The sequence below is a fragment of the Candidatus Cloacimonadota bacterium genome, from assembly GCA_012516855.1.
In the GTDB taxonomy this organism is placed as follows: Bacteria; Cloacimonadota; Cloacimonadia; order Cloacimonadales; family Cloacimonadaceae; genus Syntrophosphaera.
The window spans coordinates 1-4,898 of sequence record JAAYWB010000069.1 but is presented as its reverse complement, the minus strand read 5'-3'; the positions used below and the strand labels follow the sequence as shown (position 1 = coordinate 4,898).

Genomic DNA, 4,898 nt, shown 5'->3' with positions numbered 1-4,898 from the left:
TGAACCATTCCACAGGCAGGGTGAGCAGGTGGCGGAAAACCCCGGCCTTGAACTTGGTGATGATTTTCACGCCCAGCTTGGAAAGCAGCACGATTTGTAGATAGGAAAGCACACCCGCCACGATCACCGCCGCCACGAAAAACGCGCCGAAGCGGTACATCGACGCCACGTCACCCTGGGGGATGCTTTTGTCGATGATTTCAGCCAGGATGAGGGGATAGGCCAGTTGCAGCGCAGAGGTGCAAAGCATCGCGAACAGCCCAAAGAGCAAAAGCCCCAAATCCTTCCTCACGAAAGGATAGAGGAGCTTGAAATAATACTTCAGGTTAACTTTCTCTTCGGGCATTTGTTCCTTCGCGGAGGCCATAAAAAACAATGGTCGGGATGAGAGGATTTGAACCTCCGACTTCTCGGTCCCGAACCGAGCGCGCTAACCGGACTGCGCTACATCCCGACCGGTTCGGCTCAAACTTTGCTGAGCCGGGTTTCTGTCAAGGTTTTATTGTCAGCCGTCGATGGCCTTCAGCAGGCGTTCCGCCTCCTCCGCGGTGATCTTGCCGCTTTCCAGCATTTCCAGGATTTTGACGCGGCTGCGTTCGTCCACAGCCTGTTTCTCGCTGTCGCTGAGGCCCTTGCCCTGGGCTTTGGCGATGGTGGCATCCACCGTTTTCCTGATGAACTCTTTCAGGATGCCGGGTTCCGAATAGTCCTCGCTACCGGAGAATTGTTCCTTCCCGGGCCGGTCGTCGCTGTCTTTCGCTTTACGGAATACGTTTTTGAGGGTTTCGGTAACCTCGTCGCCGATCTGGTCCACCGTCTTCACCACCTTGTCCGAGGTTTCCTTGAAATCGAAGCCTTCCACGGTTTTCTGGAGCTTGCCCAGCGCGCCGCTGAGCTTTTCCTTGATCTTTTCCTCGCTGATGGAGCCTATCGCCTTTTCCACCGCCGCCGTGGCGGAGTTCAGGGCGGCCCTCACCTTTTCCATGTCTTCTTCGCCAACCGCATTGCCGATCGCGCCCTTGAGGTCGTTGACCTTCATCTTCACGAAGTTCATGTCGTTGTTGCCGTCGGCGTTCAGCTTGATCACGCCGTTTTCGGTTCTTACGCTGATCTTGAGGCCGCCCTCTCCCCTGCTGATGATTTCCCTGCGAACCCCGTTTTCGGTTTCCCCCCTCGACTTGAGCCCGCCTGCGCCGGAGTCGCCTTCGCTGCCACCTGTGACGGAAATGCTACCCACGCTCGTTTCGGCCGTCATTTCGAAGTTTTGCTCCTCGGCCAGCACGAGTTTCACGACCCCGTTTTCGTTCACGAACTCCAGGTCGCCGCTGTCCAAGGGCAGGCTTTCATAGAAGATCACGCCGTTCTCGTTGCTGACCTTCGCCCGGGCGAAACTGGCCAGGCGAAGCTTCACGGGGCCGTTTTCGGATTTCACCTCCAGATTGGCGCCGCTGAGCTTTTCCGCAGACAGGGGACCATTTTCAAGGCGAATCTTGAAATCGCCGCTGCAGGTTTTCAGCTTGGTGGAGCCGTTCTCGTTCTTCAGATGGATGTGTCCTTCGCAGTCTTCCAGCTTCAGGGAGCCGTTTTCGTTGTGCAGCGCCAGCGAGCCGGCGATCCCTTCCGCCCTGATGGGCAGGTTGTCAGCTTTGGCGATCACCGCGGCGCCCTGGGGAACCCGTATCCAAACCTGAGAGCGGCCTGTTCCCATGAAGGATTCGGCCAGTTCCGGGATTCTCTCCAGATAGATTTTCAAGGTGCCGCCTTCCTCCCCAACGTGGAAATTCTCCGCCATGTCGGTCCCGGGAACGAATGAATGGATGCTGAGTTCGGCCCGGATTTCCACCTGGCCGGATTCGGAACGCCCGATGTGAAGGGGCGCCATTTTGTTTTCGATCTCCACGGTGTCCTTGCCCGCGAAGTCATAGTCGAGTTTAATGTTTGCCGTTTTCATGATTTCCTCCTTGTGTCTATCATGCTGATGGCTTCCTCCACGGAAATGAAGCCCTGGTCCAGATCGCTGAGGATGTCGCTGAAATCCTCATCGGACGGGCTTTCGCTTGCGATAACGCTGATTATCTCCGCTAGCCGGTTCTTCACCGTGGGATACGAGATGCCCAGGCGCTTTTCCATCTCTTTGATGTTGCCCTGGACGATTATGAACAGCTTCACGAATTCCAGCTGCCGGGGGTTGAGCCCGCCCAGCCAGCTCTGGCTGAAATTCCCTCTGTAACTGACTTCGCAGGCTGGACAGTAGAGTTCCCGGACCGCGAGTTCCTGTTTGCAGATCGGACAGGATGTGATTTCCATGATCTACTCCTTAATAAAGTCAAGGTCATTATTAATTTTCCTGATTTCATGTCAAGATATATTTTCATTATTCTCAGATTATCCTTGATTACCCACTGTTGTTTTTCTTAACTCACGGGCTTGGTCATGAGGTCAGCAACAATGCTTTGGAGAGCCTGATAGGGTGTTTACTCTGGATTTTCCCAATAAATCAGCGTGATTGGCCCTTTGCCCCATCCCACTCGCCTCCTTTTTGCCTCCCGTTAAGTTCCCGTTTGACGGGCGGGAACTAAGCGGGAAGTGAATGGGATGTGAATGAGATGGGGCAAAGGAGGAGTCAGGATTGTGGCCCGGGTTCGTAACTTGTTATGCGACATACCGGAGTGGGATATCGATTGTTTCAAGCCCGTAGGGCGACATAACTATAGCGAGGGAGCGTAAGCCCCTCGTTACAATAGCAACAACATACTGCCCACCCATAAACCCACGTCATTCCGGGCTCGACCTGTTCGTAGGGGCCATGGCCCAGCACGTATTCCACAAACCCACGTCATTCCGGGCTCGACCCGGAATCCAGACCGGACGGAATAGCCTATAAACCACCATCCAACCCCAACCCGCGTCATTCCGGGCTTGACCCGGAATCCAGTTTCATCTATTTATGGATCCCGGATCAAAGTCACCTCGCAAGCTCGGTGACGTCCGGGATGACGTTTGTTCGGCTCTCCGGGCTACCCATCCGGTTTTAAAGAGAGCCGTTTTTAGCTATTCTTAAAGCTATGATCGTCCCGAGTCCGGGACGCAAACACCACCCCCTTCCACCACAAGTGGATAAACATTCAACAGCCTGTTCCGGCAGGTATGGCTGTCAGGGCCGGTCAGAAAACCCGTTGGGATCAGGGCATAGTGTTGCCTGCCGTCACCCGGTAGAACTTGTACGGTTCTGCTCCGGACAGATCGAGGCGCACGATGCCATCAGCGAGATCGGGATCGTGGGCTTTGATGGGAGTTTCCCAGTCGGCGGGAAAAAGGGCGTAAGGATCGGAACTGGCGTAAACGTTATAATAGACAGCGCCCGGCACCTGATCCCACTGCAGTTTGGCCTCAGTTCCCAGCAGAAAGGCCTGTAAGTTGCCCGGAGCATCCAACTCCGCCAGACCGCTGCCTATGGTGATCAGGCGCCCCAAAACCGTTCCTGCCAAAGGCTGCCACACGCCCAGTGTGTTGGGGTTGATAGTCCGGTTGGTTAAAACATCCGCGCTGTAGAGGCTGCCGTTGAAATACCACTGGGCGGGCCCCAGCTCCGAAACCAACTGGAAGCTTTCAACGCTGATGCTGCCGGCGTTGAGGAGATACTGGTCCGCGGTTCCATCCATATATACATTCCGGTTGTTGATACTGCCGTAGTTGCTGATGTTTCCGCGGCAGTAGAGGTTCATGGTCCAGTTGACGTATAGCCGGATGGTGCCGTAATTGACCAGGTTACCGTTGACAGTGATGTCCACCGGATTGTCACGGGGCTCGATGTAGCCGTAGTTCACCAAATCCTGGATGACCACGTTGCCGCCAATCCCCACCGTGCCGTGAAAGCTCAGATCCTCCGCCTGGATGTTATACAAAGACACTCCGGAACCGGTGATGGGGCTGAAGCCATCAGTTTCCAGGACGGCGTTGCCGAAATAACCGCTGGTGAAGGTGATTCCGTGCACGCTGCGGCCGCTGTACATAATCAGGGTTGAGCCGTTGAGATTCGTGCTTCCTCCTGCAAAACTGAGGTTGGAGCGAAGTTCGTGGGGGGCGGAGCCAACTTCCACTTCCAGATTGGCACAACTGATGGGATTGGCATCCGCGTCCTGCCAGAGATAGCGAGGCTGGGTGTTGTTAAGCACCGTCCTTTGGTTGGCGATCGTACCGTAGTTCTCCAGATCTCCGCTGAGAAACAGCCAAAAATTCCAGCCCACGGAGGTATTGTTGCGGATGGTGCCGCGGTTTTCCAGAAGCTGGGTGACCGTCAGCACCGGCAGTTCCGCGTTCCCGCTCTGGATTATGCCCTGATTGCGCAGGATGCCCACGCTTACAGCGCTGCCGATCTCAACTGTTCCCGCAAACACGCACTCGTCGATGTCAAGATCATAAAGTTTCGCCCCGTTGCTGAGGGCTAAAGCGGCCCCGTTGCCGCCGTGGATGAAACCATTATTGATGTAGCCTCCGGAAAGGCTGAAGGTGTTCAGGCTGTCTCCTCCACAGAGGTCCAGAGTTCCTTCGTTCAGTTCGATCCCGGAACCGGCCAGACTGAGGTTGGAGCGAAGTTCGTGGGGGGCAGAGCCTTCTTCCGCTTCCAGATTGGCACAACTGATGGGATTGGCATTCGCGTCCTGCCAGAGATAGCGAGGCTGGGTGTTGTTAAGCACCAATTTTCTATTGCTGATGGTGCCCCAATCTTCCAAGCTGCCGCCCAGTTCCAGCCAAAAATACCAGCCCGCGGGATTGTTGCGGATGGTGCCGCGGTTTTCCAGAAGCTGGGTGACCGTCAGCACCGGCAGTTCCGCGTTCCCGCTCTGGATTATGCCCTGATTGCGCAGGATGCCCACGCTTACAGCGCTGCCGATCTC

At 55.6% G+C, this 4,898-nt stretch carries 4 protein-coding genes and 1 tRNA gene; all 5 read right to left on the bottom strand.

Annotated features, from left to right (window positions below; genetic code table 11):
- A partial coding sequence (locus GX466_07290) for an ABC transporter ATP-binding protein (protein NLH94005.1) occupies positions 1 to 346 on the bottom strand: 346 nt, incomplete at its 3' end.
- A gap of 30 nt (positions 347 to 376) precedes the next feature.
- Positions 377 to 454 (bottom strand) — tRNA-Pro (locus GX466_07285).
- Positions 455 to 505: 51 nt separating this feature from the next.
- Positions 506 to 1,951 (bottom strand): DUF4097 family beta strand repeat protein, encoded by a 1,446-nt coding sequence (locus GX466_07280; GenBank protein ID NLH94004.1) that lies wholly within the window; start codon positions 1,949 to 1,951, stop codon positions 506 to 508.
- On the bottom strand, positions 1,948 to 2,307 hold the full coding sequence (locus GX466_07275) for a DUF2089 domain-containing protein (GenBank protein NLH94003.1): 360 nt from the start codon (positions 2,305 to 2,307) through the stop codon (positions 1,948 to 1,950). Before GX466_07275 ends, GX466_07280 begins: the two co-directional genes overlap by 4 nt.
- A gap of 875 nt (positions 2,308 to 3,182) precedes the next feature.
- On the bottom strand, positions 3,183 to 4,898 hold a 1,716-nt coding region (locus GX466_07270; protein NLH94002.1), incomplete at its 5' end, for a hypothetical protein.